The organism is Blastococcus saxobsidens (assembly GCF_002938435.1).
Classification (GTDB): Bacteria; Actinomycetota; Actinomycetes; order Mycobacteriales; family Geodermatophilaceae; genus Blastococcus; species Blastococcus saxobsidens.
Genome location: NZ_POQT01000039.1, coordinates 19,879 through 46,185, shown reverse-complemented (window position 1 = coordinate 46,185; position 26,307 = coordinate 19,879). Strand labels below are relative to the sequence as shown.

Sequence of the window (26,307 nt, the reverse complement as noted above, 5' to 3'; positions counted from 1 at the left end):
GCATGGCGTTCATCAACGGGATGACGGCCAGCTATCCGGACCTGCCCTTCGGCGGCGTCAAGCAGAGCGGCTACGGCCGGGAGCTGACCGAGGTGGGCATGTACGAGTTCATGAACGCCAAGACCGTCTGGATCGGTGGCCCCAGCAGCGGGCAGGCCAAGGGCAGCACCGCCGGAGCCGCCGCGGAGTGACCCCGCGGGCAGGTCCGGTGGCAGTGCAGGTGCAGGTGGACGAGGGAGCGGTGGATGCGCGCGGTGACGATGACGGGGTCCGGTGGCCCGGAGGTGCTCGGCTGGGGGGAGGCCCCGGACCCGGTGTGCGGCCCCGGTGAGGTGGTCGTGGACGTCGTCGCGGCGGCCGTCAACCGGGCCGACGTGATGCAGCGGGAGGGGAACTACCCGCCGCCGCCCGGCGCCAGCCAGATCCTCGGGCTGGAGTGCAGCGGCGTCATCAGCGAGGTCGGGGACGAGGTTCCCGGCTGGTCCGTCGGTGACCCGGTCTGCGCGCTGCTGTCCGGTGGCGGCTACGCCGAGCGGGTCGCCGTCCCCGCCGGTCAGCTGCTGCCGCCGCCCGAGGGCATCGACCTCGTCACCGCCGCGGCGCTGCCCGAGGTGGTGTGCACGGTGTGGTCGAACGTCTTCCTGCTCGCCGGACTCCGGGCCGGGCAGGTGTTCCTCGTGCACGGCGGCTCCAGCGGGATCGGGACGATGGCGATCCAGCTCGCCGCGCGCGCCGGGGCGCGGGTGGCCACCACGGCCGGCAGCGCGGCGAAGCTGGAGGTGTGCCGGGAGCTGGGCGCGGAGATCGTCGTGAACTACCGCGAGCAGGACTTCGTCGCCGCGGTCCGGGAGGCCACGGACGGCCACGGCGCCGACGTCGTGCTGGACAACATGGGCGCGGCCTACCTCGGGCGCAACGTCGACGTCCTGGCCACCGGCGGGCAGCTGGTGACCATCGGGTTGCAGGGCGGGACCCGCGGGGAGCTCGACTTCGGCGTCCTGATGCGCAAGCGGGGGACCGTGCACGCCACCACGCTGCGCGGGCGCCCCGCCACCGGCCCGGGCAGCAAGGCCGAGGTGGTCGCCGCCGTGCTCGCCGACGTGTGGCCCGACGTGGCGGCCGGCGTGATCCGGCCGGTCGTGGACCGGCAGCTGCCGATGAGCCGGGCGGCGGAGGCGCACGAGCTGCTGGAGGCCAGCAGCCACGTGGGCAAGGTGCTGCTGCTAGCGGGGCAGTGACGCGGCAGCGGAACGGCCGGCCAGGGCGGAGGCGGCGGCCGGCCCACCGGTGAGCAGTGCCGCGCGGCGGTAGCGGGGGAGCGCCAGCACCGGCAGCATGCTCGCCGCGTGCAGGCCGTCGACCGCTGCCGACAGCCGGACCGCGGCCGCCGTCGGAGCCGCCAGGACGAGCGCGTGCTGGGCGACCAGGCGGGCGCCGAGCACCCGCGCGATCCACAGGCGCTCGCGTGGGAACTCCGGCGCCACGGCGGCGGCGACGCCGTCCGGGTGGGTCAGCAGCAGCAGCCCCGCGACGACCCCTGCCGCCGAGACCACCCGGGCCACCCGTCGTCGGCCGTCGTCCAGTTCCGTGCTCACCGTGCCTCCTCCGGGGGACCAGCATGCATCCGCGAACGCCGTGGTCCCTGCTTACCAGGCGGAGCAGGGACCACGGCGTGCTGGACGTGTTGCTCAGCCCCGGGTGGCGCCCTCCAGCGGTGCCGGATCGGCGGGCACCGCGCTGGTCGCGTCCCGGTTCTCCGCCAGGGGCGCGAATCCGCGCAGCCGCAGGCTGTTGGTGACGACGAAGACCGAGCTGAACGCCATCGCCGCTCCGGCGATCATCGGGTTGAGCAGCCCGGCCGCGGCCAGGGGGAGCGCGGCCACGTTGTAGGCGAAGGCCCAGAACAGGTTGCCCTTGATGACCGCCAGCGTCCGGCGGGACAGCCGGATCGCGTCGGCGGCCGCGCGCAGGTCCCCGCGGACCAGCGTCAGGTCGCTGGCCTGGATGGCGACGTCGGTGCCGGTGCCCATCGCCAGGCCGAGATCGGCCTGGGCCAGGGCCGGGGCGTCGTTGACGCCGTCGCCGACCATGGCGACCCCGCGACCGTCGGCCTGGAGCCGCTGCACCACCGCCACCTTGTCCTGCGGCAGCACGTCGGCGATCACCTCGTCGATGCCCACCTGCGCGGCGACGGCGCGGGCCGCCCGCTCGTTGTCGCCGGTGAGCAGGACGGGGGTGAGCCCCAGGGCGCGCAGCTGGCGGACGGCGGCGGCCGAGGTGTCCTTCACGGTGTCCGCGACGACCAGGACGCCACGCGCGGCGCCGTCCCAGCCGACCGCGATCGCGGTGCGGCCCGCCTCCTCGGCGTCGGTCACCGCACGGGTCAGGTCGGCGCCCAACGGCATGGACCAGTCGGCCAGCAGGCGCGGCCGGCCGGCGACCACCGCGGAGCCCTCCACGACGCCCTGGACGCCGAGGCCCGGGACGTTGGCGAAGTCCGCGACGGTGGGCAGCGCGCCGCGCTCGGCGGCGGCGCCGGCCACGGCACGGGCGATCGGGTGCTCCGAGGCAGCCTCCAGCGCCCCGGCGAGCCGCAGCAGCCGGTCGGCGTCCTCGCCGTCCGCGGGGACGACGTCCAGCAGGGTCATCCGGCCGGTGGTGACCGTGCCGGTCTTGTCCAGCACGACGGTGTCCACCAGCCGGGTGGACTCCAGCACCTCGGGGCCCTTGATCAGGATGCCGAGCTGCGCGCCGCGGCCGGTCCCCACCATGAGCGCGGTGGGCGTGGCCAGCCCGAGCGCGCAGGGGCAGGCGATGATCAGGACGGCGACGGCCGCGGTGAACGCGGCCGGCAGCCCGGCGCCGGTGCCGATCCAGAACCCCAGCGTCGCCGCGGCCAGCGCGAGCACGACCGGCACGAAGACGCCGGACACCCGGTCGGCCAGCCGCTGCACGTCGGCCTTGCCGTTCTGCGCGTCCTCGACCAGCCGGGCCATCTGGGCCAGCTGGGTCTCCGAGCCGACGCGGGTGGCGCGGACGACCAGGCGGCCGCCGGCGTTCACGGTGCCGCCGGTCACCGGGTCGCCGGGGGAGACCTCCACGGGCACCGACTCGCCGGTGAGCATCGAGGCGTCCACCGCGGACGAGCCGTCGGTCACCTCGCCGTCGGCGGCGATCTTCTCGCCCGGTCGCACGACGAACAGGTCGCCCGGGACCAGCTGGTCGATCGGCACCCGCCGTTCGCTGCCACCCCGGAGCACCGCGACGTCCTTGGCGCCGAGCTCGAGCAGGGCGCGCAGCGCGGCCCCGGCCCGGCGCTTGGAGCGGGCCTCGGCGTACCGCCCGGCCAGCAGGAACGCCGTCACCCCGGCCGCGGCCTCCAGGTAGATGTTGGCCGCGCCGTCGGAGCGGGCGATCGTGAGCTCGAACGGGTGCGTCATCCCGGGTATGCCGGCGGTGCCCCAGAACAGTGCGTACAGCGACCAGCCGAGCGCGGCGAGGGTGCCGAGGGAGACGAGGGTGTCCATCGTGGCCGCGCCGTGCCGCAGGTTGGTCCAGGCGGCGCGGTGGAAGGGTAGCCCGCCCCAGACCACCACCGGTGCGGCCAGGGTCAGCGACAGCCACTGCCAGTACTCGAACTGCAGCGCCGGGACCATGGCCAGCGCGATCACCGGGATGCTGAGCAGCGTGGAGACGAGCAGCCGGGTGCGGAGCGGGGCGAGCGGTGAAAGGACCCCGTCCTCCTCATCCCTCGCAGGCTCGGGACGAGCCTCTGGACGGGGCCGAGGAATGGTTGCCGTGTAGCCGGTCTTCTCCACGGTCGCGATCAGCTCGTCGGTGGTCACGTCGCCGGCGACGGTGACCTTCGCCTTCTCCGTGGCGTAGTTGACGGTGGCGGTGACGCCGTCGAGCTTGTTGAGCTTCTTCTCCACGCGGGCCGCGCACGAGGCGCAGGTCATCCCGCCGATCAGCAGCTCGACGTCGGTGGAAGGGGGTGCGGTGGTCACGAGCCGTGCTCCTCTGAGGCCTCGACGGGCACCGTGAACGCGGCCGTCCGGACGACGTCGCCGTGCTTGAAGTCCAGGAACAGCCGGTAGGTGCCCACCGACGGTGCGGTGGTGACGAAGCGGACGTGCGGGCCTGGGGCGGCGGCGGTGCCGTCGCGCGACTCGGCCGGGTGCACGTGCAGGTAGGCGAGATCGCCGGCACGCAGCGCGACCAGGTGCCCGTAGGCGCCCAGGTAGGGCTGCAGGTCGGGAACCGGGACGCCGTCGCGGCTGACGCTCAGGGCGAGCTCGGACTCCTGCCCGGGGGACAGCTCGCCGGAGAGCACCACGGTGTAGCCGTCGACCTCGGCCACGGCGGCCGGTGCGGGCAGCGGGCGGGGCTCGTAGGAGCCGGCCACGGCGAGGTCGGTGCCCAGGATGCGGTTGGCGCCGTCGGCCTCGGGCGTGAAGTCGGCGAACAGCCGCCAGCTGCCCGGGTCGAGGGCCAGCTCGGTCCGCCAGACGCCGTCGGCACCGAGCTCGGGGTGCACGTGCTGGTAGCCGCTCAGGTCGCGGCGGACGGCGACGAGGTGCAGGTCGACGTCGTGGTCGGTCTCGTACCCGGTCACGGCGTGCCCGTCGGGCCCGAGGACCTCGAAGGCGACGGGCACGGCGGGACCGGCGGGGGCGACGGCGTCCGCGAGGGACAGGGTGTAGCCGTCCTGGGTCGTCTGCAGGCCGCCCGGGGTGGCCGGGACCGCGGCGGGGGCGCTGTGCCCGCCGTCGCCGTGGCCGCCGCCGGTCTGCCCGGCGGCCCCGTGCGCGGGTGCGGAGGAGTCGGCCGGCCCGACCGGGCCGACCGCCGCACCCACGCCGACCGCACCGCCGAAGACGACGACCAGGCCGAGCGCGAACGCGGCGATCCGGGTGGGAGTGTTCATGGCGCCGGCCGCGTCAGCGGCCGCTCACCTCGTAACCGGCTTCCTCGACGGCGGCGCGGACTGCGGACTCGTCGACCGGCTGCTCGCTGGTGACGGTGAGCCCGCCGGTGGCCAGGTCGACCTCGACGTCGGTCACGCCGGGCACGGCGGAGACCTCCTCGGTGACGGCGCTGACGCAGTGGCCGCAGGTCATGCCGGTGACGGTGTAGCTGGCGGTGGTGGTCACGGGGGGTCCTCTCGGGCGTAGGGGGTCAGGAGCGGACGAGACGGGCGATGGCGTCGGTGGCCTCGCGGACCTTCTCCTCGGCCTCGCGGCCGCCGGCCCTCGCGGCGTCGACGACGCAGTGGCTGAGGTGTTCCTCGAGCAGGCCCAGCGAGACCGCCTGGAGCGCCTTCGTCATGGCCGAGACCTGGGTGAGGATGTCGATGCAGTACTTCTCGTCCTCGACCATGCGCTGCAGGCCCCGGGCCTGCCCCTCGATGCGGCGCAGCCGCTTGAGGTAGTCGTCCTTGCGGTGGATGTAGCCGTGCTCGTGGTCGTGGCCGGTGCAGCCGCCCTCGGTCGTGTCCACGTCGTCCTTCCTGTCGTGCCGCGCGGTGCGACGGCACCAGGAACCATACCCCCCTAGGGTTATCTGTCAAGGGGGCGTGGATCGCGGCGCGACCGCCCGCGCGCCCGCTCCAGATCCGCCCGCGCGGACGCGAGCTCGTCCTGCAGGCCGACGATCACCTCGGCGGAGCCGAGCGGGTGCCCGTCGTCCAGGAGTACCCGCACGCGAGCCGCGAGGACCAGCTGCTGCCGGGAGTACCGGCGGTGCCCGCCGGGGGAGCGGGAGGGGTGCAGCACCCCCGCGCTGTCGAGGCTGCGCAGGAACGCGGCCTGGACCCCGAGCAGCTCCGCGGCCTGGCTCATGGTCAGCGCCGGGTAGTCCGGGTCGTCCAGCCGGCGGAGCGGGTCCTGGGCCTCGGCTGCCATCGTGCCGCGCTCCCGTCGTCGTGGAGGGGGTGCCCGGATCCCGTCCGGGCGTCCTGCGTGGGGTACGACGCAGGGGCCGGGCCCCGTGCGGGCCCGGCCCCTGCCGTGCTGGGGGTGCGGGAGCCGATCAGCTCTCGACCGCGGGCTGCTCGCCCTCGATGGTGCGCGCCTCGACGGCGGCCGGCGCGTCGGCCCGGCTCACCGTGATCTTGCGGGCCTTCGCCTTCTCCGCGACGGGGATGCTGATGGTCAGCACGCCGTCGTGGTAGCTGGCTTCCAGGCGCTCGGTGTCGAGGCTGCGGCCGAGCACCAGCTGGCGGGTGTAGCTACCGAACGGGCGCTCGGCGACGGTCCACTCCGCGTTCTCCAGCTGCGGCACGGACCGTTCGGCGCTGATGGTCAGGGTGTTGCCCTCGACCGACAGGTCGATCGAACCCGGGTCGACGCCGGGCAGGTCGAAGTGGGCGACGAAGTTGTCGCCAACCCGGTACGCGTCCATCGGCATGCCCGACAGCGGGCGGGCCGTGCCGGCGCCGGCACGGCCGGTGAGCTGGTCGAGCGCTCGGAACGCGGCGGACGTGGCGGCGAACGGGTCGTAAGCGGTCAGCATCATGGCTGGAACCTCCTGTGACGTCGGTGCTGGTGTTCGCTGCCCGAGGTAGAACCTCTAGTGGCGACTGAAGATTACCTCGGTTGCGCACCCAGGTAAACGTCTGCCGGTGGAAAATGTTCCCGGCGGTGCGGCGGGTCCGGCGGCGAAAGCGTGCGTGAACCCCGACCGCGTGGGGCAGAGGCGAGGTGTGGACAAGCCGACCGATGCCACGCCGCAGACCTCGTCCGCCGGGGACGCCCCGGGCCACGAGCCGACCGTCGTCCACGAGATCGACGGAGAGACGGCCCGGCTGACCGTCAGCGGCGAGCTGACCGACGTCGCGCGACGCCCGCTGGTGCGCACCCTGACCGACATCCTGCTGGCGGAGCACTCGCTGCAGCGGGTGGAACTGCACCTGCGGGACGTCGGCTTCATGAACTCCGCGGGGCTGGCCGTGCTGGTGCAGCTGCAGAAGCTCGCGGTGCCCCGGGGGATCGAGATGGTGCTCGTGGAGCCGACCCTGCCGGTGTCGCGCTCGCTGCAGCTCACCGGGCTGTGGCACCGGTTCACCGTCGTCCAGGCCGGCGGCGAGGTGTCGGAGCCCTACGGCGAGGGAGTGCCCCGCCCCGGACCGCGTCAGCACTCCTGACCGGTGTCGGGGCGGCCGGGCGGCCGCCGTCCTCCTAGCCTGACCGGGTGCCGTCGTCACCCGCTCACTCCCACGGTCCCGATCCGGATGCGCCGCCGCCCAGCGACGAGGCGCTGAGCCGCCGCCGGCGGGCGGTGTGGCTCATGCTCCTGCTGCTGGTCCCCGTCGGTCTGGCCACCGTCATCGGGCTCCTGGTCATGTGGCCCGACGGCGAGCCCACCCGCGCCCAGCAGGTCGCCGCCACCTACCTCCCGCCGGGCACCACCTACCCCGACGGACGGGTGGTGTCGGTCGAGACCTACGACTGCGGCGACCCCTCCGGCGCCGCGGCCGAGTGCGCCCGGGCGGTGGCGGAGGTGCTGGACGGCGACGGCGCCGGTGACTACGTCCAGGTGGAGCTGGACGCCGTCGTCGTGACCAACGGTGTCGAGGAGGGCGACACCCTCGTCCTCACCCGTGACCCGGCGACCGAGGGCGGGCCGTCCTACGCCTTCTACGACTACGAGCGCGACGTGCCGATCATCACCCTCGCCGTCGCGTTCGCCCTCGTGGTGGGACTGGTGGCCCGGTGGCGGGGGCTGGCCTCGCTGGTCGGCCTCGCCTTCGCCTTCCTCGTCCTCCTCCAGTTCGTGATCCCCGGGTTGCTCACGGACGACTCCCCGGTGCTCGTCAGCCTCGTCGGCTCCGCGGCGATCATGTTCGTCGTCCTCTACCTGGCGCACGGGTTCTCGGCCCGCACCACCACGGCACTGGTGGGCACGCTCTTCGGGCTCGCGCTGGTGGCGATCATGGGCTCGGTCGCCGTGGCGACGGCCCGGCTCACCGGCCTCACCAGCGAGGAGACGACGACCCTGAACAACTTCGACCCGACCCTGAGCTTCTCCGGGCTGGTCCTCGCCGGCATCGTCGTCGCCGGGCTCGGCGTGCTCAACGACGTCACGATCACCCAGGCATCCGCCATCTGGCAGCTGCACGAGGTGGACTCCTCCATGACGTGGAAGGAGCTGTACACCCGCGGCATGGCCGTGGGGCGAGACCACATCGCGTCGACCGTCTACACGATCGTCTTCGCCTACGCCGGGGCCGCGCTCCCGCTGCTGCTGCTCTTCGAGCTCTACGACCAGCCCGGCTGGGTGGTGCTCACCAGCTCGGCGCTCGCCGAGGAGGTGATCCGCACCCTCGTCGGCGCGATCGCCCTGGTGCTGGCGGTGCCGGTGACCACGGCCGCCGGGGCCTTCTTCGCCAAGGCGGCCGACACCGAGGCGGGTGCTGCCACCGAGCGCCGGCTGGTCTCGCTGCGGGCTAGGTTCTCACGATGATGATCAAGCGGCCCCGTCCCGAGGCTCGCCCCGAGCTTGCGAGGGGGGAGGAGGACGGGGTCCTTTCACTCCTCGCCGCCGCCCAGGCCGCCCCCGGGTTCATGCCCGACGACGAGGGCCGGGCGCTCTACGAGGCCGCCCGCGCCGTCGCCGTCCCCGGGCCGCTGCTCGAGGTGGGCAGCTGGATGGGCAGGTCCGCGCTCTACCTGGCCGCGGCGGCCCGCGAGACCGGCCGCCAGGTGGTGACCGTCGACCACCACCGGGGGTCGGAGGAGCACCAGCCCGGCTGGGAGTACCACGACCCGTCGCTGGTCGACCCCGCCGTCGGCCGGATCGACACCCTGCCGCACTTCCGCCGGACCGTCGCCGACGCCGGGGCCGAGGACGTCGTGATCGCCGTCGTCACCCGCTCGGAGACGCTGGCCCCGCTGTGGACCACGCCGCTGGCGCTGCTCTTCCTCGACGGCAGCCACACCGAGGAGTCCGCTCGGCGCGACCAGGACGCGTGGGTCGCCAAGCTCGCCGTCGGGGGCACGCTCGCCATCCACGACGTCTTCCCCGACCCGGCCGACGGCGGGCAGGCGCCCTACGCGGTCTACCGGCGGGTGGTGGGGTCCGGCGACTTCGCCGAGCTGCCCGGCACCGGTTCGCTGCGGCTGCTGCGCCGTGAGCGGTGAGCGGGTGGGCAGGGACCCGCTGGGTGCCGAGCGGGCCGCCGCCCAGGCCCAGATCGAGGCGCTGACCCGCCAGTTCGACGAGATCGTGGCGGCCTCCCAGGCCTCCAACGCCGACGACGAGCACGACCCCGAGGGCGCCACCATCGCCTTCGAGCGGCAGCAGGTCGTCGCGCTGCTGGAGCAGGCCCGGCGCCGGCTGGCCGACGCCGACGCCGCCGTCACCGCCTGGGAGGCCGGCACCTACGGCCGCTGCGAGTCCTGCGGGCACCCGATCGCCGCCGAGCGGCTGGCCGCCCGCCCGACCGCCCGCACCTGCATCGACTGCGCCCACTGAACCCGGCGGAAAGTGCACGAACCGCCGGGCAGAAAGTGCACGAACCGCCGGGCAGAAAGTGCACGAACCGCCGGGTTCAGGAGACGTACCTGCGTGCGGTCGAGGTGCGCTGGGCGTGCTCGAGGGCGGCGAAGCGGGCCTCGGCGTGGGCCGGCAGCACCCGGCGCTCGCGCAGCACCCACGGCATCCCGCGCACCGCGGCCACCAGCCCCCGGGCGGTCACCCGGTCGCGCGGCACCGTGCGCAGCAGCTGGACCGTGCGGCGCAGCGCGGGCCGCACGGGCCGGCGCAGCCACGTGGTCCACAGCGTGTTGCGGATGCCGTCGGCCCGCCGCTTGTGCGGGTCGCGGGCGCGGCTGGCCTGGTGGTGCACGGTGAGCGCCGGCAGGTAGCACAGCTCCCAGCCGCGGGGGGCCAGGTCAGCGGCCATCAGCTCCTCCTCACCGCCCAGCCACAGCCGCTCGGAGAAGCCGCCGACCTCGTCGAACGCCTCGCGCCGCAGCACCGAGGCGCCGGCGAGGAAGGACCCGAGCGCCGGCCCGGGCAACCAGCCGGCGCCGCGCACGGGGGAGTCGCGGAGCTCGGCGACGATCGGGTCCTCGGTGCTCCCGGGCTCGACGAGGATCCGCGCGGTGACCACCGCCAGCCGCGGGTGGGTGTCGAGGACGTCGGCCGCCGTCCGCAGCGAGCCCGGTTCCCACCACGTGTCGTCGTCGCAGAACGCGACGTAGGGGGTGTCCAGCCGGGCGACGCCGAGGTTGCGGCCGATCGCGCCCAGGTTCTCCGGGCTGGCGATCAACGCCAGCTGCGGAAAGCGCTCGCGGACCGCAGCGGCGGTGCCGTCGGTCGAGCCGTTGTCCACCACGACGACCTGCGGCTGCTCGGGCAGCGAGACCAGGCGGTCGAGCGCCAGCAGCAGCTCGTCGCGGCGCTGGTGGGTGATGACCACGACGGCCACCCGGGGATCCGGCCCCGCGGACGCCGTCATGCCGGATCCCCGGCGAGGAGGCGCAGATCGGCGCGCACCTGTTCCGGCACCGGACGGCGGGCGCGCAGGGCGGCCGGCACGTCCGGAAGGGCGTGCACCAGTCCCCGCCGCTCGGCCGTGCCGGTGCGCAGGGCGCGCAGGACCACCCGTCCCACCTCGGGCGCCGGCTGGCGCATGACCGCGGTCAGCACCCGGCTGCGCCAGATCGCCGCGCGGCGGTGCTCGGGGGCCGACCGGCGGGGCGAGGGGTGGTGGTGGACGGTGACCTCGTCGACGTAGGCGATGCCCCAGCCCGCCGCCGCGAGGTCCAGGGCCAGCCGCTCCTCCTCGCCGGGGAACCGCACGACCCGGTCGAAGCCGCCGACCTGCAGGAACGCCTCGGTGCGCACCATGGCGCCGCAGGCGACGAAGCCGAGCAGCGCGGGGCCGGGCAGGTCGGCCGGGGTGCCCAGCGCGCTGGCGGCCATCTCCCGGCACACCGGGTCCAGCCGCTCCTCCGGGCCGACGAGGATGCGGGCGTTGAGCACCGCCAGCCGCGGGTGTGCCCGCATGACGGCCGCGGCCCGGGCCAGGTCGCCCGGTGCCCACCAGGAGTCGTCGTCGGCGAAGGCCACGAACGGCGTGCCGGCGTGCTCCACCCCCATGGTGCGGGCGTAGGAGCCGACGTTCTCCTCCAGGCCGAGCACGGTGACCTCGGGCCGCGCGGCCCGCACCGCCTCCGCAGTGCCGTCGGTGGAGGCGTTGTCCACCAGGATCACCGGTGCCTCGTGCCGGGGCAGGCTGGCGAGCAGCTCCTCCCGCCGGTCGCGGGACATGACGACGAGGGTGACGTCAGGGTTGGCTGTGGGCACGGGGGACACCGTGCCCGCGGTTACCGGAAGCCAACCGTGGCCGGCTCGTGCGACGCCGAGGTGCCGGTACCTACCGGCAGCGCGTACAGGAAGACGTTGTCCTCGTAGCTGCCCGTCGTCCGGTCGAAGGCGCCGCCGCAGGAGACGAGCACCAGCCGCCCGGTGCCGGGGGCTGGGCCGAACGCGCTCTGCTGGTCGTAGAGCGCGGCCCTCAGCTCCGGTCGCGCGGCCAGTTCGTCCTTGTCGTACTGCTCCCCGCCGGTGATGCGGTAGGCCAGCTCACGGCCGTCGGCCAGGACCACCGTGAACTCCTCGCCCACGTGCTCGACGGCGTACTCCGCCAGGTCCGACAGGGCGCCGCGCACCAGTTCACCGTCGACCACGGAATTGATGTGCCCCACGAGGATCGCGGTGCCCCGGGCAGCGCCGGGTGCCGCGTCCTCCTCGGCCCAGCTGACGACGCGGGGGTCCGCCGGGACGAAGAGGTCACCCGCCTCGGTGAGGGGGTCTGCGGTGACGAGGGCAGACACCCCGCCGGGATGGTTCCTGCTGGGCAGCGGGATCTCCAGCCGTACCGGGACCCCCGGGCGCGCGGGATCCGTTCGCGTGCCCGCCGCAGGTGCGACGGTGTGCGCGGCGGCGCCGGCCGACGTCGGTATGTCCGAGCCCGGACCGGACTCAGTCTGCGGCCCCCACGCATGGTTCACCAGGAGGGCGGCGCCCGCGAGGGACAGCAGCAGACTCAGGACGACCGACGTCAGCCGGCGCACGACGCTCGCCTCAGCTGCCGGCAGTGAGGCGCCGGAAGAAGGTGAAGCCGCCGGTGAGCGCACCCGCCGAGACGAGCGCGAGCCCGGTGGTCAGCTGCCAGGTGCTGACCGGCCCGTCACCGGCGTCCGCCGCGCCGGGAATGGGTCCGACCTCGGACGCCGCCCGGGTTCCGGTGTCGGCCCGGCCCTGGGCGCTCTCCGGCGCGGCCGGCGCGCCCCCGCCCGCGGGGTTCCCGGGTCCGACAGGCGTCTCCGGGGTCTCCGGCTTGTCCGGGCTCTCCGGCTTGTCCGGGGTCTCGGGGTTCTTGGGCTCGTCGGGGTTCTTGGGCTCGTCGGGGTTCTTGGGCTCGTCGGGGTTCTTGGGCTCGTCGGGGTTCTTGGGCTCGTCGGGATTCTTCGGCTCGTCGGGATTCTTGGGCTCGTCGGGGTTCTTGGGCTCGTCGGGGTTCTTCGGCTCGTCCGGCGTCTGCGGGTCCCCGCAGTCGGCGGCGAAGATGGCCTGACCCTCGGCATCCCAGTTCAACTGGAACTGCTCGCCCTTGTACACCGACGGCGGGATGATGTCGCCCGCGCCGAGGTCCGCGTGCTGCTTGAAGTGGGCGTTGTAGGCACCTGCTGCGTCCACGGTGATCTGCACGTACGGATTCGTCGCGGACTCGGTCGCGTGGCACAGCGTCACCTGCGGGTCGCTGCTGGCGGCGGCCACGCCGGGCACCAGCGGAACGGCCAGGAGGGTGGCGGAGGCGGCGAGGAGCGAGAGCCGCCCCGAGGCCGTGGACGTCAGACGTGCCCGAGCGGGTGTGACAGTGCTGGTCATGGTTACCCCCTGTGTTCGACCGGGCCGGTCCGAGCCGGAAGCGGTCGTGCATGCCTCGGTCCCGAGGCGTGGATGCTTGTGGGACCAGTAGGGCCAGGGTCGTTACTCTCCGCAGCCTGACGTCGGACAATTCCGCCGTCCGGGGGACATCGGCGCACTGAAAACTTCCACGTCATGACGGAGAGTCACAAGATGCGACGTGGCGCCGCCCATGGCGGGACGGCGAGGTGAGGTCGGCGAGGGACGCCCGACGATCACACCGCGTAGCCGACTGTGAGGCCTCTGGCGGGTGTTCGCGCGCGCGGAGTGGTGCGGTCGGACCCGCCGGTCAGCGCCGGCTCGGCTCCGCGTGCCCGGCGAACGGGGTCACGGAGGGGGCGGGTGCGGGGATGCCCGGGGAGGGCAGCACCCCGGGGTCGGCGAACAGGCCGGCGGCCGGCGTCGCCCCGGCCAGCGCATCGGCGGCGAGGACCACCGCGGCCGCCGTCCAGGTGGTGCGCTCGACGGGCCACCGGGCGTCGTCGGGGTAGACGAAGCCCGTCCAGTACGAGCCGTCGTCGTGGCGCAGGTGCTGCATGGCGGCCAGCTGCTCGAGCGCCTCGTCGGTCCGGCCGGCCGCCACCAGGGCGAGCGCCAGCTCGCAGGTCTCCGCGCCGGTCACCCAGGGGCGGTCGGACACGCAGCGGATGCCCAGGCCCGGCACGACGAAGCGGTCCCAGCCGGCGGCCAGCCGGTCCTGCGCCGCCGCGCCGGTGAGCGCCCCGCCCAGCACCGGGTAGTACCAGTCCATCGAGAACCGGCCGCGGTCGGCGAAGGCATCCGGCCGCTCCCGCAGCGCCGTCCCGAGGTCGGCGACGGCGAGCTCCCAGTCCGGCTGCGCCTCACCGGTCAGGTCGGCCAGGGCCAGCCCGCAGCGCAGCGCCTGGAACAGGCTGGCGTTGCCGGTGAGCAGCGCGAGGTCGTCCGGGGTGCCGTCGGGCCGCAGCGCCCAGCTGATCGCGCCGCCGGGCAGTTGCATGCGGGTCACCAGGTCCAGCGCGCGGCGCACCGCGGGCCAGAGCTCGGTGACGAACTGCTCGTCGCCGGTGCTCAGCCAGGAGTGCCACAGGCCGACGGCGAGGTAGCCGGCGTGGTTGCTCTCCGCGGCCGGCGCCGTCTCCGCACCTGCCCGGTACTCGGCCGCCCAGCTGCCGTCGGGTCGCTGACGGCCGGCCAGCCACCGGTAGGCCGCGCGTGCCCGCTCGTGCCGGCCGCCCACGTCGAGGGCCATGGCGGCCTCCACGGAGTCCCACGGGTCCAGCTGACCGTCGCGGAACCAGGGGAGCCCGCCGTCGGAGTACTGCTCCCCGGCGATCCAGTCGACCGTCTGCCGTACCTGGGCGGCGGAGAGCACCCCGGGCAGGTCCGGCAGCGCTGCCGGACGGTCAGCCGGTGGCAGTGGACCGCTCCCGCTGCCCGACGACGCCGAAGACCTCGGCCGACAAGCCGGTGGACGCCGCGCCCGCCGGCTTGTCGGCGTAGACCACGAAGCTCTTGCCGAACAGCGGGTCCAGCACCTTCTCGGCGAGGCGGGTGACCAGCGGACGCGTGGTCAGGTCCCACACCAGGAGCCGGTGGTAGGCGCGGACCAGGGCCGAGTCCCTGTCCACGCCGACGGCGCACTTGAGCCACCAGAACGGGGCGTGCAGCGCGTGCGCGTGGTGGCTGCGGCCCGGCACCAGGCCCGCGCTGGACAGCCGGGCGCGCAGCACGTCGCCGCGGTAGATCCGGATGTGCCCGCCCTCGTTGGCGTGGTACTCGTCCGACAGCGCCCAGCAGACCCGCTCCGGGCCGTAGCGCGGCACGGTGACGACCGCTCGGCCGCCCGGCTTGAGCACCCGGAAGATCTCCCGCATCGCCGTGGCGTCGTCGGGGATGTGCTCCAGCACCTCCGAGGCCATGACCCGGTCGACGCTGGCGTCGGGGAAGGGCAGGTGCAGCAGGTCGCCGCGGACGACCTCGTACCGGGCGCCCTCCGGGGCCTCGCCGGCCTCGGCGATGGCGCCCAGCCAGCGCTTCGTCGTCTCGACCTCGTGCCGGCCCCAGTCGACGGCGACCACGCGGCCGCCGCGCCGGTAGGCCTCGAAGGCGTGCCGGCCTTCGCCGCAGCCCAGATCCAGGACCGTCATCCCCGGCCGCAGGCCGAGCTGGTCGTAGTCGACGGTCAGCAAGGACGTCCCTTCCGGTCCAGGATCTGCGCGTACCAGTCGGCCGTGCGCTCGGCGGTGGCCCGCCAGGTGAAGGTGTCGAGGACCCGCCGCCGGCCCGCGCGGCCGAGCTGCTCGGCGAGGGAGGGGGAGTCGAGCACCAGCTGCAGGGCGGCGGTCAGCTCGCCGACGTCGCCCGCCCGCACCCGCAGGCCGGCCTTGGTGCCGACGACCTCGGGCAGGGCGCCGGCGTCCGTGGTGACCAGCGGGGTGGCGCACGCCATCGCCTCGACGGCGGGCAGCGAGAACCCCTCGTAGAGGGACGGGATCGCCACCACGGTGGCCTGCTGGAACAGGGCGACCAGCTCGTCCTCGGGCACGGAGCCGGTGAAGCGGACCGCGTCGCCCAGGCCCAGCCGGTCCAGGGCTGCCTCGGCGGGCCCGCCGGGGCGGGCGGTGCCCACGACGGTGAGCCGGACCGGACGCTCGGTGCGCAGCTTGGCCACGGCCTCCAGCAGGTGCACCAGGCCCTTGAGCGGGACGTCGGCGCTGGTGATCGCCAGGACGGAGTCGCTGTCGCGCGGCCGGCCGGCCGGAGGCGGGGTGAAGCGGTCCGGGTCGATGCCGACGGGGATGACCTGCATCCGCTCCGGAGCCAGCCCCATGTGCGTGGTGATGTCGCGGCGGGAGTTCTCCGACACGGTGGTCACGCCGTCCAGCCGCTGGACGACGCGTGCCTGCATGCCGGTGAAGGCGTACCAGCGGCGCAGGGTCAGCTTCCGGCGCAGCGACTGTGCGGCGGCCAGCTCCAGCTCGCGGTCGATCGCGATCGGGTGGTGGACGGTCGCCACGGTCGGGATGCCGGCGTCCACCAGCCGGAGCAGGCCGTAGCCCAGCGACTGGTTGTCGTGGACGACGTCGAACTCCCCGCGCCGGGGGAGCAGGTGCCGGGCGGCGCGCAGCGTGAAGGTGAGGGGTTCCGGGAAGCCGGCGGTGCACATCGTGGCCCACTCCGCGACGTCGATCCAGTCGCGGATCTCCGACGGCCGCGGGGTGCGGAACGGATCGGGCTCCCGGTAGAGGTCCAGGCTCGGCACGCGGGTGAGCGGCACGCCGTCGTCGAGCTCGGGGTAGGGCTGCCCGCTGAGCACCTCCACCCGGTGGCCCAGCTCGGCCAGCTCCCGGGAGAGGGCGCGGACGTAGATGCCCTGGCCACCGCTGTGCGGCTTGCTCCGGTAGGACAGCAGTGCGATGCGCAGCGACCGTCCCATGGGTCGGACTCTAACGAGCCGGTGGGCGACCCCGGCTACCAGCTGGTAACGCCGCGGCCCGACGGCCCGCCGCGGCGACTGGCACAGTGACCGCATGATCCGACACGTCGTGGTCTTCACCTGGTCCCCGGACGCCGACGCCGACCGCCGGGCCGCCACCGTCGCCGCGCTGCGCGACCTCCGGACGCAGGTGGGTGGCATGACCTCCCTCGTCGTCGCGGAGGACGCCGGCCTCCGCGACGGCAACGCCGATGCCGTCCTCGTCGCGGAGTTCCCGGACGCGGAGGCCTTCCTCCGGTACGCGGAGGACCCGGTGCACCTGGCGGTCATCGCCGAGCACGTGCGGCCCATCCTGGCCGCGCGCAGCGCGGTGCAGTACCGCATCTGACGCGGGCGCCGGGGCCGCGTCGCAGCGGTTACCGTCCTCGCATGACCACTGCACTGTCGCGTCGCCTCCCTCGCCTGTCGGCCGGCATCGCCGCGGCCGTCCTGCTCGTCGGCTGCGGCGGTGGGGACTCCGAGGAGGCCGCGTCGTCCAGCGCGGCGACGTCGTCGGTGGCGGAGTCGGAGGAGCCGGCCGAGGGGTCCGACCTCGCCCAGGGCCTGCTGCCCGCCGAGGCGTTCGGCCCCGACGCCACGGTCGTCGCGGTGTCCCCGGAGCAGCTGGAGTCGGGCGCGGGCCTGGTCGCGGGTCAGGACGTGGAGATCCAGCCGGAGAACTGCCGTGCATCGGTGGAGAGCACGCAGCCCGACCTCTCCGCGTTCGACGACGTGGCCGCGCAGAGCGCGTCCGCGGGCCCCGTGGCCACGGTGGAGATGCTGCTCCGCGGTGGCCCGATCGAGGACGTCACGGCCTCGCTGAGCGAGGCCGCCGAGCGCTGTCCGGAAGCCGCGATCTCCTCCCCGGAGTTCGGCCAGGCCACCCTCACGTTCGAGGACCTGCCGGTCGACGACCTGGGGGACGGCGCCGCCCTCGCGCGCCTCACGACGGCGATCGCCGCACCCGACGGCACCCGGATCTCGGTGCCCACGCTGATCGGCATGGTCGAGGACGGCGACCGGCTGGTCGTGCTGGTCTCCGTCGTCGTGGACCCGACGCAGGGCGAGGCGGCCGGCACCGACCCGGCCGAGTTCGCCGCGCTGCTCGCGCAGGCATACGAGACGCAGGCCGACGCGCTGGGCTGAGCCCGCCGTCCACAGCCCCGGCGTCGTCCACAGAGGGGTCAGGCCCGGCAGCCGGTGCTGGTTGTGCACACCCATCATCACTGTCCACAGATGGCTCCGGCCTCCGCCGGACCCGCCGGCGGACCGCCAGGGTCGGCCCATGGACGTTCCTCTCGCGCAGCACCGCCCCGACCGACCCCAGGTGCGGATCTCCGATCCCGGTGAGGTCGCCGCGGCGCTGCCGCAGCTGCTCGGCTTCCGGCCGCAGGAGTCGGTGGTCCTCATCGGCCTCGGCGGAGCGTCCGGCGGCCGGGTGGGTCTGACCGTCCGGGCAGACCTCCCCGCCCCCCGGGACCGGGCGGCCGCCGCGGCGCAGCTGGTGCGCAGCCTGCGCACCGACCGGCCGGCCGCGGCCCTGCTGGCCGTGGTCTCCGAGGCCCCCGACGAGGTCGATCCGTGGGCGATCGGGCACGAGGCGGACGGCGCCCTGGTACCGGCCGACGAGCTCGATCCGTGGGCGATCGGGCACGAGGCGGACGGCGCCCTCGTACCGGCCGCCGAGCTCCCGCACCGGGAGCTGGTGCACGAGCTGGTGGTCGCGCTCTCGGCCGAGCACGTGCCGGTGCGCGACGCGCTCCTCGTGCGCCGGGGGCGCTGGTGGTCCTACGACTGCCCGCACCCCTGCTGCCTGCCCTTGGCGGGCACACCGCTGCCCGGCGGGGTGAGCGCCCTCGCCGCCGCGGCGGTGACCACCGGGCAGGTGGTGGCTCCGGACCGGGCGGCGCTGGCCGCCCGTCTCGACGCCCCACCGGGCGCCCGTGCGGCGATGGTCGCGGCCTGCGTGCGCACGGCGGGGGAGCGGGTCGCCCGGCTGCGCGCCGTCGGGGAGGCTGCGCTGGTCGAGGAGTCGTGGACCGCCCTCGGCGAGGCCCTGGCCCGCTGCCGCCCCGGCACGGTCCCACCGCCCGCACCACTGAGCGACGACGACGTCGCCTGGGTGGTGTGGGCGCTGCGGGACACGCGGGTCCGCGACCGCGCACTGGGCCTGGCGCTGGGCGCCGACGCCGCGGCCGCCGAGGCGCTGTGGACCGAGTGCACCCGACGGGCCCCGGCGCCGCTGGACGCGGCCCCGGCGACCCTCCTGGCGGTCAGCGTGTGGCTGCGGGGCGACGGCGCGATGGCCGGCATCGCCCTGGACCGGGCCCTGGACGGCGACCCCGACCACGGGCTGGCCCGGTTGCTCGCCCGGGGCCTCGCCGCGTGCCTCATCCCCGCCGACCTGCGCGAGTTGATCGAGCAGGCCGTGGCCGCCGACGCGCCGCGGTGACCGGAGGTGTGCCGCTCAGAGACCCCATGGCCTTCGGTCGCCTCGAACGGTGGAAGTCGCCGGCTTCCTTCACAGCAGCTCGGGTCGCCGCCACTCCTGGCCGAGGACGTGCTCGTCGAGGAACGCCAGCACCGCGTCGTACCAGACCTGGCTGTTCCCCGGGTTCAGCACCCAGTGGTTCTCGTCGGGGAAGTACAGGAACCTCGACGGCACGCCGCGCTTCTGCAGCGCGTACCAGAGGGCGAGCGCCTCGCCGATCGGCACCCGGTAGTCCTTGTCCCCGTGGATGACCAGCATCGGCGTGCGGATGGCGTCGGCGAAGCGGTGCGGCGAGTTCTGCTCGTAGCGCTTGGGCTCGGTGAGCGGGTCGCCCCACTCCTTCTCCCAGTAGTAGGCCGCGTCGGTGGTGCCCACGAAGCCCTCGAGGTTCCACAGGCTGGCGTGGGTGACGATCGCCCGGAAGCGGTCGGTCTGCGTGGCCACCCAGTTGGCCATGTAACCGCCGAACGAGCCGCCCATGGCCGCGGTCCGGGAGGCGTCGATCTCCGGGCGCTGCTCGGCGGCGTCCACCGCCGCCATGAGGTCGGTGTAGGGCGCCTCGCCCCAGGTGCCCCAGCCGCGGCGCACGAAGTCCATGCCCCAGCCCTGGGACAGCGCCGGGTTGGGCAGCAGCACCGCGTAGCCGCGGGCGGCCAGCGCCCACGGGCACCAGCGCCACGACCACGAGTTCCAGCTCATCAGCGGGCCGCCGTGGATCCAGAGCACCAGCGGCGCCGGGGACTCGGCGGAGGCACCCTCGGGGAGGACCAGCCAGGACTGCACCTGCGCGCCGTCGGGGGCGGTGGTCCTGAGCTCCTGGAGCGTGCCGGGCAGCCGCTCCACCGTCGCCGGGCTCGGGATCGGCTCGGGGTCCTGCATCGGCGCCGCCGGGTCGAGCCGGACGGGCACGGGCGGGGTGTCGTAGGCGGAGCGGAGCGCGTACAGGGCGCTGCCGTCCCGTGCCACCTGCAGGTCGGCGTAGGCGCCGTCGCCGGTCAGCCGCACCGGCGCGCCGCCGTCCACCGGCACCCGGAACACCGCGTGCCGCCCGTCGTCGTCGGCGAGGAAGTAGACCGCGGTGCCGTCGGCGGAGAACTGCGGTGCGCTGGGCCAGCGGTCGAAGTCCGGCGTGAGCTCGCGTGCCGCTCCGTCGGCGACGTCGACGAGCAGCAGGGTGTAGTCCGGCGGGTCGGCGTAGGTGGACAGCGACTCGCGCACGCAGACCAGCCGCTCGCCGTCGGGGGAGAACGCGGCGCCGTACACGTCGGCCAGCGGGTCGTCGACGAGCGCCCGGGTGTTCCCGGTGGCCGTGTCGGTCAGCACCAGCCGGGTGCGCCGGCCCGCCGGGCCGTCGGGCACGTCCTCCGCGCGGGCCAGCCAGGAGCCGTCGGGGGACAGGGTGAGGTCGTCCCCGGCCCCCGTGGGCGGCGCCGCGTCCGGCGTCAGGTCGCGCAGCTCCACGGGCGCCGGGCCGGTGGGCTCCTCGTCGGCCGGCAGGCGGCCTGCCCAGAACACGTGCGGCGCCGCCGGTCCCAGGTCGTGGTCCCAGTACCGCACGGGAAAGGCCTCGTGCAGGACCGCCGTCACCCCGGCGTCGGCGCGCTTCTTGCGCAGCTCCTCGTCGGCGGCCGGGTCGGACCCACCCGGCAGGACCGAGGCCACCACCACCACGTCACCGCTGTCTGCGGCGACGGCGAAGGAGTCGACCCCACCCGGGCGGGCCAGGACGGGCCGTGCCTCGCCGCCGTCCGCGGGCAGGCGCCACAGACCGGGCGTGGGCTCGTCCGCCGCCGGCACGCCCGGGTCGGGGCGCGCGGAGGTGAACAGCAACGAGCCGTCGTGAGCCCAGACGGGCGGGGACTCGCCCGGAGCGCTGCGGGTCAGCCGCCGGGCGGGGCGCCGCCCCGCCGGGTCGAGCTCCCACAGCGCCGACCGCCATTTCTTGCCCTCGCGGTCGAGCGTGTGCAGCGAGACGGCCAGGCGGTCGCCCCCGGGCGAGAGCGCCAGCGACCCGATCCGCGGGATGGCGACGAAGTCGGCCAGCCGGTGGAACGGGCTGGGCGTCGGCTCGGGGGAGGGGTCGGCAGGTGCCGGAGCGGACGAGCTCACCGGGGCCTTCTCTCACGCGGCAGCGGGGACGCTCCCACCGTAGTGAGCTGCGGGCCGCCACCGCGCTCCCACCGGCGGCGTCGTCCACGCCGGGAACCGGTCAGCGCACGCCCCAGGCCTGCAGGAACGCCTCCGGCGCGACCTCCCGCAGCTCCCTCCGGACCGCCTGCAGCAGGACGGCGGCGACCTCCGGGTCGCCCGCCGGCACCCGGAGCCCCTCGGTGCCGTCGGCCCGGCGGGCGACGACGAGGTCGTCCTCCGCGGCGGCCGGGAACACCCCGCTCACCATCCCCGGGAGCAGGGAGCCTGCGATCCGGGCCCGGCGGAGGACGGGGCCGGCGGCGCGGGGGAGGAGCTGCGCCGAGAAGACGTCCACCGCCGGTACCGGGGCACCGGCGGGTTCCTGCCGGTCCGTGCCCGCGGCTTCACAGCCGCCCTGCCCTCGCCCGGCCGGCCGGTCAGAGGAGCGGGGCCGCCTCGAAGGGGGTCAGCTCCTCGTCGACCGCGCTGACGAACATGTGCTGGGCCACGCCGACCGGTAGCACGTACCCGTCCAGGCTGACCGAGCCCTCGACCAGCCGGGCGGTCATCGTGACGCCGGGCCGCACGCCGTGGTCGGCCAGCGCCCGGAGCAGCTCGGCGTTCTCCTGCAGCTGCTCGCTGATCCGCCGCACGACGACCGGGCGGCCCTCGCCCGTCGCCGTCGTGGAGAGCAGGGTGAGGGAGTCCAGGACGGCCGACGTCTCGCCGCCCAGCGCTTCCTCGCCGCGCAGCGCCTCCAGGCCCGGAATCGGGTTGCCGAAGGGCGACACGGTCGGGTTGCCGAGCAGCGACAGCAGCCGCCGCTCCACGGCCTCGCTCATGACGTGCTCCCAGCGGCACGCCTCCTCGTGGACGTCGGCGTAGTCCAGGCCGATGACGTCGACGAGCAGGCACTCGGCCAGCCGGTGCTTGCGCATGACCGCGGTGGCGAGCTGGCGGCCCTCCTCGGAGAGCTGCAGGTGGCGGTCGCCCTCCACGGTGAGCAGGCCGTCGCGCTCCATGCGCGCGACGGTCTGGCTGACCGTCGGGCCGCTCTGGTGCAGGCGCTCGGCGATGCGGGCCCGCAGCGGGGTGATCCCCTCCTCCTCCAGCTCGAAGATGGTGCGGAGGTACATCTCCGTGGTGTCGATGAGGTCGTTCACAACCACTCCTCGGTGTCGGCCGTCAGTCTAGAGGCCCGGGGGTGGCCGGCCGTCGCACCGGAGAGTGGTCCCGGCGACCCACGGCGAGGGCGGTCACCCGGTAGCGTCCGGCCCGAGCGGCGCGCCCGGGCGCCGGTAGGGGAGGGGGCCCGTGAGCGACTCGATCACCGTCGTCTGGGACGACGCGCTGCTGGGCTACACCATGGGCGGCGACCACCCCCTGCACCCGGTCCGCCTCGACCTGACGATGCGGCTGGCCGACAGCCTCGGCGTGCTGGCCACCGACCGGCTCCGCGTGCTGCAGCCGATGCCGGCCGACACCGGGCTGCTGACCCTCGTGCACGACCCCGCCTACCTGGAGGCGGTGCGCCGGGCGCCCACGGACCCGGGGGTCGGCCACGGGCTGGGCACCGCGGACAACCCGATCTTCGAGGGCATGTACGACGCCGCGGCGCTCATCACCGGCGGCAGCGTCCTGGCCGCCCAGCAGGTGCACAGCGGGGCCGCCCAGCACGCGGTCAACATCTCCGGCGGCCTGCACCACGCGATGCGGGGCAGCGCCTCGGGCTTCTGCGTCTTCAACGACGCCGCGGTCGCGATCGCCTGGTTGCTCGGCCAGGGCTACGAGCGGATCGCCTACGTCGACCTCGACGTCCACCACGGGGACGGCGTCCAGGCCGCCTTCTACGAGGACCCGCGGGTTCTGACGGTGAGCATCCACCAGACGCCGCTGACCCTGTTCCCCGGCACCGGCTACCCGGAGGAGACCGGGGACGCGGAGAAGGCGCTCGGCAGCGCGGTCAACCTGCCCCTGCCCAACGGCACCGACGACTCCGCCTGGCTGCGGGCCTTCACCGCCGTCGTGCCGAGCGTGCTGAAGGCGTTCGAGCCGCAGATCATCGTGACCCAGTGCGGCTGCGACGCCCACCACGAGGACCCGCTCGCCGACCTCGCGCTCACCATCGACGGGCAGCGGGCCAGCTACAAGGCCATGCACGAGCTGGCCCACCAGCTGTGCGACGGCCGCTGGATCGCGCTCGGCGGCGGTGGCTACGGCCTGGTGCGGTGCGTGCCGCGGGCCTGGACCCACCTGCTCGCCGAGGTCAGCGGCACCCCGCTCGACCCGGCCACCGAGATCCCGGAGTCCTGGCGGGACGACGTCGTGAAGCGCGGGCTCCGGGTGCTGCCGCCCACGCACATGACCGAGGGCGGGTACACCGGTTTCTCCCGCTGGGACACCTTCACCGAGTCCGGCGTGGACCGGGCGATCATGCGCACCCGCCGCGCCAGCTTCCCCTACTTCGGACTGGACCCGGACGACCCCCGTGACTGAACAGCCCCCCGGCACCCCTCCCAGCACCCCCACGGGCACCGACGAGGAGACCGTCCTCACCCCGCCCCCGGGCTGGGAGGCCGACATCGTGGCGGCCGACGGCGGGACGGTCCACCTGCGCCCGATCTGCCCGGAGGACCGCGATGGCCTGACCGGCCTCATGGAGCGCAGCAGCGACCAGACCCGCTACTACCGCTTCTTCGGCCCGATGAAGCGGCTGTCGGACAAGGACCTGCACCGGTTCACCCACGTCGACCACGACAAGCGGGTGGCCTTCGTCATCCTGCTCGGCGACCAGATCATCGCGGTGGGCCGCTACGACCGGTACCCGGGCACCGACGACGCGGAGGTCGCGTTCCTCGTCGAGGACGCCCACCAGGGCCGCGGGCTGGGATCGGTGCTGCTGGAGCACCTGGCCGCCGCGGCCCGGGAGCGCGGCATCCGTCGCTTCGTCGCCGAGGTGCTGGCCCAGAACAGCAAGATGGTGCGCGTCTTCCGCGACGCCGGCTACGACGCCGAGCGCTCCTACGAGGACGGCGTCGTCCACCTCACCTTCCCGATCGAGCAGACCGAGGACGCCCTCGCCGTCGCCTACGAGCGGGAGCAGCGCAGCGAGTCCCGCTCCATCGGCCGGCTGCTCACGCCGTCGTCGGTCGCCGTGGTCGGCGCGAGCAACGACCCGGGCAAGATCGGCAACGCCGTCCTGCGTCACCTGCTCGACTACGGCTTCGCCGGCCCCGTCTACCCGGTCAACCCCGGCGCCCGGCACGTCCGGGGTGTCCCGGCCTACGCCGACATCGAGTCGATCCCGAACGACGTCGACCTGGCGGTCCTGGCCGTGCCCGCCGACGAGGTGGCCGGCGTGGTGGAGGCCTGCCGGCGCAAGCGGGTGCGCGGCCTCGTCGTCATCTCCGGCGGCTTCGGCGAGACCGGCTCCGCGGGCCGGGAGCGCGAGCGGCAGCTGGTCGCCGCGGCCCGGGCGTCGGGCATGCGCGTCGTCGGCCCCAACTGCCTCGGCGTCGTCAACACCGACCCGGAGGTGCGGCTCAACGCCAGCCTCGCGCCGATGGTGCCCGGTCGCGGCCGGGTGGGCTTCTTCGCCCAGTCCGGCTCGCTGGGTGTCGCCCTGCTCGAGAGCGCCCGGAGCCGCAACCTGGGGCTGTCCTCCTTCGTGTCCGCGGGCAACCGCGCCGACGTGAGCGGCAACGACCTCCTGCAGTACTGGGCCACCGACCCCGGCACCGAGGTCGTGCTGCTGCACCTGGAGAGCTTCGGCAACCCGCGCAAGTTCGCCCGGCTGGCGCGCACCGTCGGGCGCACCAAGCCGGTGGTGGCGGTGAAGAGCGGCCGCCACGTGCAGGTCACCCGCGGGCTCGCCGGCACCTCGGTGGCGGTGCCCGAGCAGTCGGTCGCGGCGCTGTTCGCCTCGGCCGGCGTGATCCGGGTCGAGACCGTGGCGCAGATGTTCGACGTCGGCACCCTGCTGGCGCACCAGCCGTTGCCGGCGGGCAGGCGCGTGGCCATCGTGGGCAACTCCACGGCGATCGGCTGGCTCGTCGCGGACGCCGTGCTGGAGGAGGGGCTGGAGCTGGCCCGCGAGGAGCCCGTGGACATCGGGGCGGTGGGCACGCCGGAGGACTTCAGCGCCGCGCTGCAGGCGGCGGTGGACGACGAGGGAGTCGACGCCGTCGTCGCCGTCTTCCTCCCGCCGCTCATGGCCGGCTCGGCGGAGTTCGGGCCGGCGCTGCGCGACGTCGCGCGCCGGTCGGGCAAGCCGATCGTGGCGAGCTTCCTCTCCACCGAGGGCGTCCCGGAGGACCTCGCCGTGCTCGACGACAACGGGGTGCCCGGCCGCGGCTCGGTGCCGTCCTACTCCACGCCGGAGCGAGCGGTGATCGCGCTGGCCAAGGCCGTCCAGTACGCGGAGTGGCGGCGCCGGCCGGTCGGGGACCTGCCGGAGCTGCCGGACGTCGACGAGGCCACCGCGCAGTCCGTCGTCCGCGGGGTGCTGGCCGAGAGCCCCGGGGGGCGCGAGCTCACCGACGGCGAGCTGATGGCCCTGCTGGGCGCCTACGGTGTGCCGCTGCTGGGCACCCGCACGGTCGCCGACGCCGAGGCGGCGGTGGCCGCCGCGGAGGAGATCGGCTACCCCGTCGTGCTGAAGTCGACCGCGCCGTGGCTGCGGCACCGGTCGGACCTGGGCGGCGTGCGGCTGGACCTGATCGACGCCGACGCCGTGCGCGGCGCCTTCGCCGCCATCCCCTCGGGGGACCCGGTGATCGTGCAGGAGATGGCGGCCCCGGGCGTGCCCACCGTGGTGGAGATCGTCGACGACCCGTCGTTCGGCGCGCTGGTGAGCTTCGGCGTCGGGGGAGTGGCGACCGATCTGCTGGGTGACCGCGCCTTCCGCACGCTGCCGCTCACCGATCTCGACGCCGCCGAGCTGGTCCGGGCCCCGCGGGCGTGGCCGCTGCTCAACGGCTGGCGAGGCTCGGAGCCGGTCGACGTCGCCGCGCTGGAGGACCTGCTGCTGCGCGTCGCCCGGCTGGCCGACGACCTCCCCGAGGTGCTGCGGTTGGACCTGGAGCCGGTGATCGTCGGTCCGGCCGAGCCGTGGCACGGGGGCCGATCGCTCGTCGTCGCCGGGGGGACGGCGCTGGTGGGACCGCCGACCGCGCGCGTGGACCCGGGCCCCCGGCGCATGCGCTCGGCGGTCTGACCGCGCCGTCCTCCCTCACCGGAACGCGTCCTCCCTGACCGGAACGCGTCCTCCCTGACCGGAACGCGTCCTCCC

The 26,307-nt window shown here is 74.8% G+C and carries 28 protein-coding genes; 11 read left to right on the top strand and 17 right to left on the bottom strand.

Annotated features, from left to right (window positions below):
- A partial coding sequence (locus C5507_RS18865; protein WP_158657648.1) for an aldehyde dehydrogenase family protein occupies positions 1-191 on the top strand: 191 nt, incomplete at its 5' end.
- A gap of 54 nt (positions 192-245) precedes the next feature.
- On the top strand, positions 246-1,238 hold the full coding sequence (locus tag C5507_RS18860; protein ID WP_104530043.1) for an NAD(P)H-quinone oxidoreductase: 993 nt from the start codon (positions 246-248) through the stop codon (positions 1,236-1,238).
- On the opposite strand, the gene C5507_RS18855 is transcribed toward C5507_RS18860, so the two are convergent.
- From C5507_RS18855 to C5507_RS18825, 7 genes are all read right to left on the bottom strand, one after another.
- Positions 1,224-1,595, bottom strand: a complete 372-nt coding sequence (locus tag C5507_RS18855; protein WP_104530042.1) for a hypothetical protein — start codon at positions 1,593-1,595, stop codon at positions 1,224-1,226. The genes C5507_RS18860 and C5507_RS18855 overlap by 15 nt on opposite strands.
- A 93-nt stretch (positions 1,596-1,688) precedes the next feature.
- Complete coding sequence (locus C5507_RS18850) at positions 1,689-3,959, bottom strand: heavy metal translocating P-type ATPase (protein ID WP_207225976.1); 2,271 nt, start codon at positions 3,957-3,959, stop codon at positions 1,689-1,691.
- Between the two features lie 44 nt (positions 3,960-4,003).
- A complete protein-coding gene (locus C5507_RS18845) occupies positions 4,004-4,927 on the bottom strand; it encodes a hypothetical protein (protein WP_104530040.1) in 924 nt (307 codons plus the stop codon).
- Between the two features lie 13 nt (positions 4,928-4,940).
- On the bottom strand, positions 4,941-5,153 hold the full coding sequence (locus C5507_RS18840; protein WP_242611077.1) for a heavy-metal-associated domain-containing protein: 213 nt from the start codon (positions 5,151-5,153) through the stop codon (positions 4,941-4,943).
- Positions 5,154-5,178: 25 nt separating this feature from the next.
- Positions 5,179-5,499 (bottom strand): metal-sensitive transcriptional regulator, encoded by a 321-nt coding sequence (locus tag C5507_RS18835; protein ID WP_104530039.1) that lies wholly within the window; start codon positions 5,497-5,499, stop codon positions 5,179-5,181.
- A 59-nt stretch (positions 5,500-5,558) separates the two neighbouring features.
- Positions 5,559-5,903 carry a MerR family transcriptional regulator gene (locus C5507_RS18830; RefSeq protein WP_104530038.1) on the bottom strand — a complete coding sequence of 115 codons (345 nt, stop codon included), beginning with the start codon at positions 5,901-5,903 and terminating at the stop codon, positions 5,559-5,561.
- Between the two features lie 127 nt (positions 5,904-6,030).
- Positions 6,031-6,516 (bottom strand): Hsp20/alpha crystallin family protein, encoded by a 486-nt coding sequence (locus tag C5507_RS18825; RefSeq protein WP_104530037.1) that lies wholly within the window; start codon positions 6,514-6,516, stop codon positions 6,031-6,033.
- Between the two features lie 187 nt (positions 6,517-6,703).
- Here C5507_RS18825 and C5507_RS18820 point away from each other — a divergent pair, with 187 nt between their 5' ends.
- Genes C5507_RS18820 through C5507_RS18805 form a run of 4 tightly spaced genes read left to right on the top strand, consistent with a single transcriptional unit; the run spans position 6,704 to position 9,474 of the window.
- The gene (locus C5507_RS18820; RefSeq protein ID WP_104530036.1) at positions 6,704-7,144 is read left to right on the top strand and encodes an STAS domain-containing protein; all 441 of its coding nucleotides are present in this window, start codon (positions 6,704-6,706) and stop codon (positions 7,142-7,144) included.
- 47 nt (positions 7,145-7,191) lie between these two features.
- Positions 7,192-8,463 carry a YibE/F family protein gene (locus C5507_RS18815; RefSeq protein WP_104530035.1) on the top strand — a complete coding sequence of 424 codons (1,272 nt, stop codon included), beginning with the start codon at positions 7,192-7,194 and terminating at the stop codon, positions 8,461-8,463.
- Positions 8,460-9,140 carry a class I SAM-dependent methyltransferase gene (locus tag C5507_RS18810; RefSeq protein ID WP_242611076.1) on the top strand — a complete coding sequence of 227 codons (681 nt, stop codon included), beginning with the start codon at positions 8,460-8,462 and terminating at the stop codon, positions 9,138-9,140. Before C5507_RS18815 ends, C5507_RS18810 begins: the two co-directional genes overlap by 4 nt.
- Before the next feature lie 4 nt (positions 9,141-9,144).
- Positions 9,145-9,474: a TraR/DksA family transcriptional regulator gene (locus C5507_RS18805; RefSeq protein ID WP_104530049.1), complete on the top strand. Its 330-nt coding sequence runs from the start codon at positions 9,145-9,147 to the stop codon at positions 9,472-9,474.
- A 76-nt stretch (positions 9,475-9,550) separates the two neighbouring features.
- On the opposite strand, the gene C5507_RS18800 is transcribed toward C5507_RS18805, so the two are convergent.
- The 7 genes from C5507_RS18800 to C5507_RS18770 form a co-directional block, all read right to left on the bottom strand.
- Positions 9,551-10,462, bottom strand: a complete 912-nt coding sequence (locus C5507_RS18800; RefSeq protein WP_104530034.1) for a glycosyltransferase family 2 protein — start codon at positions 10,460-10,462, stop codon at positions 9,551-9,553.
- Positions 10,459-11,313 (bottom strand): glycosyltransferase family 2 protein, encoded by an 855-nt coding sequence (locus C5507_RS18795; protein WP_242611075.1) that lies wholly within the window; start codon positions 11,311-11,313, stop codon positions 10,459-10,461. The genes C5507_RS18800 and C5507_RS18795 overlap by 4 nt, the downstream gene beginning before the upstream one ends.
- 20 nt (positions 11,314-11,333) lie before the next feature.
- Positions 11,334-11,843, bottom strand: a complete 510-nt coding sequence (locus tag C5507_RS18790) for a class F sortase (RefSeq protein ID WP_158657647.1) — start codon at positions 11,841-11,843, stop codon at positions 11,334-11,336.
- A 250-nt stretch (positions 11,844-12,093) separates the two neighbouring features.
- Entirely contained in the window at positions 12,094-12,900 is an 807-nt protein-coding gene (locus C5507_RS23220) for a hypothetical protein (protein ID WP_104530032.1), read from the bottom strand.
- A 328-nt stretch (positions 12,901-13,228) separates the two neighbouring features.
- Complete coding sequence (locus C5507_RS18780; RefSeq protein ID WP_242611074.1) at positions 13,229-14,293, bottom strand: glucosidase family protein; 1,065 nt, start codon at positions 14,291-14,293, stop codon at positions 13,229-13,231.
- A 31-nt stretch (positions 14,294-14,324) separates the two neighbouring features.
- Entirely contained in the window at positions 14,325-15,110 is a 786-nt protein-coding gene (locus C5507_RS18775) for a class I SAM-dependent methyltransferase (protein WP_104530031.1), read from the bottom strand.
- A complete protein-coding gene (locus C5507_RS18770) occupies positions 15,104-16,357 on the bottom strand; it encodes a glycosyltransferase family 4 protein (protein WP_104530030.1) in 1,254 nt (417 codons plus the stop codon). The genes C5507_RS18775 and C5507_RS18770 overlap by 7 nt, the downstream gene beginning before the upstream one ends.
- 94 nt (positions 16,358-16,451) lie before the next feature.
- Here C5507_RS18770 and C5507_RS18765 point away from each other — a divergent pair, with 94 nt between their 5' ends.
- The 3 genes from C5507_RS18765 to C5507_RS18755 all read left to right on the top strand — a co-directional run bounded on the left by C5507_RS18765 (position 16,452) and on the right by C5507_RS18755 (position 18,848).
- Positions 16,452-16,745, top strand: coding sequence for a Dabb family protein (locus tag C5507_RS18765; RefSeq protein WP_104530029.1), 294 nt, complete (start codon positions 16,452-16,454; stop codon positions 16,743-16,745).
- A 41-nt stretch (positions 16,746-16,786) separates the two neighbouring features.
- Positions 16,787-17,542, top strand: coding sequence for a hypothetical protein (locus C5507_RS22480; RefSeq protein ID WP_158657646.1), 756 nt, complete (start codon positions 16,787-16,789; stop codon positions 17,540-17,542).
- 139 nt (positions 17,543-17,681) lie between these two features.
- Positions 17,682-18,848, top strand: a complete 1,167-nt coding sequence (locus tag C5507_RS18755) for a DUF4192 domain-containing protein (RefSeq protein WP_104530028.1) — start codon at positions 17,682-17,684, stop codon at positions 18,846-18,848.
- 69 nt (positions 18,849-18,917) lie between these two features.
- On the opposite strand, the gene C5507_RS18750 is transcribed toward C5507_RS18755, so the two are convergent.
- From C5507_RS18750 to C5507_RS18740, 3 genes are all read right to left on the bottom strand, one after another.
- The gene (locus C5507_RS18750; RefSeq protein ID WP_104530027.1) at positions 18,918-20,996 is read right to left on the bottom strand and encodes a S9 family peptidase; all 2,079 of its coding nucleotides are present in this window, start codon (positions 20,994-20,996) and stop codon (positions 18,918-18,920) included.
- A gap of 100 nt (positions 20,997-21,096) precedes the next feature.
- A complete protein-coding gene (locus C5507_RS18745) occupies positions 21,097-21,372 on the bottom strand; it encodes a hypothetical protein (RefSeq protein ID WP_104530026.1) in 276 nt (91 codons plus the stop codon).
- An 82-nt stretch (positions 21,373-21,454) separates the two neighbouring features.
- The gene (locus tag C5507_RS18740) at positions 21,455-22,180 is read right to left on the bottom strand and encodes an iron-dependent transcriptional repressor DtxR (protein ID WP_104530025.1); all 726 of its coding nucleotides are present in this window, start codon (positions 22,178-22,180) and stop codon (positions 21,455-21,457) included.
- Positions 22,181-22,331: 151 nt separating this feature from the next.
- On the opposite strand from C5507_RS18740, the gene C5507_RS18735 reads away from it, so the two are divergent.
- On the top strand, positions 22,332-23,513 hold the full coding sequence (locus C5507_RS18735; protein ID WP_104530024.1) for an acetoin utilization protein AcuC: 1,182 nt from the start codon (positions 22,332-22,334) through the stop codon (positions 23,511-23,513).
- Positions 23,506-26,232, top strand: coding sequence for a bifunctional acetate--CoA ligase family protein/GNAT family N-acetyltransferase (locus C5507_RS18730; RefSeq protein ID WP_104530023.1), 2,727 nt, complete (start codon positions 23,506-23,508; stop codon positions 26,230-26,232). The genes C5507_RS18735 and C5507_RS18730 overlap by 8 nt, the downstream gene beginning before the upstream one ends.
- Positions 26,233-26,307: the final 75 nt, after the last annotated feature.

Bases quoted from the DNA above. Each gene is read 5' to 3' on its own strand.
- C5507_RS18860 (WP_104530043.1), top strand. From the start codon at position 246: ATGCGCGCGGTGACGATGACGGGGTCCGGTGGCCCGGAGGTGCTCGGC.
- C5507_RS18850 (WP_207225976.1), bottom strand. From the start codon at position 3,959: ATGACCTGCGCCTCGTGCGCGGCCCGCGTGGAGAAGAAGCTCAACAAG.
- C5507_RS18845 (WP_104530040.1), bottom strand. From the start codon at position 4,927: ATGAACACTCCCACCCGGATCGCCGCGTTCGCGCTCGGCCTGGTCGTC.
- C5507_RS18830 (WP_104530038.1), bottom strand. From the start codon at position 5,903: ATGGCAGCCGAGGCCCAGGACCCGCTCCGCCGGCTGGACGACCCGGAC.
- C5507_RS18825 (WP_104530037.1), bottom strand. From the start codon at position 6,516: ATGATGCTGACCGCTTACGACCCGTTCGCCGCCACGTCCGCCGCGTTC.
- C5507_RS18810 (WP_242611076.1), top strand. From the start codon at position 8,460: ATGATGATCAAGCGGCCCCGTCCCGAGGCTCGCCCCGAGCTTGCGAGG.
- C5507_RS18800 (WP_104530034.1), bottom strand. From the start codon at position 10,462: ATGACGGCGTCCGCGGGGCCGGATCCCCGGGTGGCCGTCGTGGTCATC.
- C5507_RS23220 (WP_104530032.1), bottom strand. From the start codon at position 12,900: ATGACCAGCACTGTCACACCCGCTCGGGCACGTCTGACGTCCACGGCC.
- C5507_RS18770 (WP_104530030.1), bottom strand. From the start codon at position 16,357: ATGGGACGGTCGCTGCGCATCGCACTGCTGTCCTACCGGAGCAAGCCG.
- C5507_RS18765 (WP_104530029.1), top strand. From the start codon at position 16,452: ATGATCCGACACGTCGTGGTCTTCACCTGGTCCCCGGACGCCGACGCC.
- C5507_RS22480 (WP_158657646.1), top strand. From the start codon at position 16,787: ATGACCACTGCACTGTCGCGTCGCCTCCCTCGCCTGTCGGCCGGCATC.
- C5507_RS18755 (WP_104530028.1), top strand. From the start codon at position 17,682: ATGGACGTTCCTCTCGCGCAGCACCGCCCCGACCGACCCCAGGTGCGG.